This is a genomic window from Proteiniphilum sp. UBA5463, assembly GCF_002427225.1.
Taxonomy (GTDB): Bacteria; Bacteroidota; Bacteroidia; order Bacteroidales; family Dysgonomonadaceae; genus Proteiniphilum; species Proteiniphilum propionicum.
The window spans coordinates 74702-75070 of record NZ_DIQL01000051.1 but is presented as its reverse complement, the minus strand read 5'-3'; the positions used below and the strand labels follow the sequence as shown (position 1 = coordinate 75070).

Below are 369 nucleotides of genomic sequence, written 5' to 3'. Positions count from 1 at the left end.
TGATATTTTCCTAGTGTGATAAAGCGTGTTTTATGTAGTGTTTCTAACTTCTATTGAAATGAATAAAATTATTTACACTCTGATATTAATTATGATATCCATATCTTGTTCTCAAGTTAAGGATATTTCATATTTTCAGAATATTGAGCAGATAATGACTTTATCCGGCAGTAACGGTAACGGGCACGATGCGAGAATAAAACCTAAAGATATTCTGTCTATCACCGTTGTTAGCAGTGAACCTGCCGCATCGAGAAGATACAACCTTTTTACACCGCAAACTGAAACTGGCGGTACGTTCTACTCCCAGGCAGTGCTTCAAAACTATTTGGTGGACAGCGATGGAAAAATTAATTTTCCATCTTTGGG

1 protein-coding gene is annotated in these 369 nt (G+C 36.3%); it reads left to right on the top strand.

What is annotated here, in order from left to right:
* Window positions 1-58 precede the first annotated feature (58 nt).
* Window positions 59-369, top strand: a 311-nt coding sequence (locus tag B3B27_RS08590; protein ID WP_286847279.1) for a polysaccharide biosynthesis/export family protein, incomplete at its 3' end; no start/stop codon positions are given.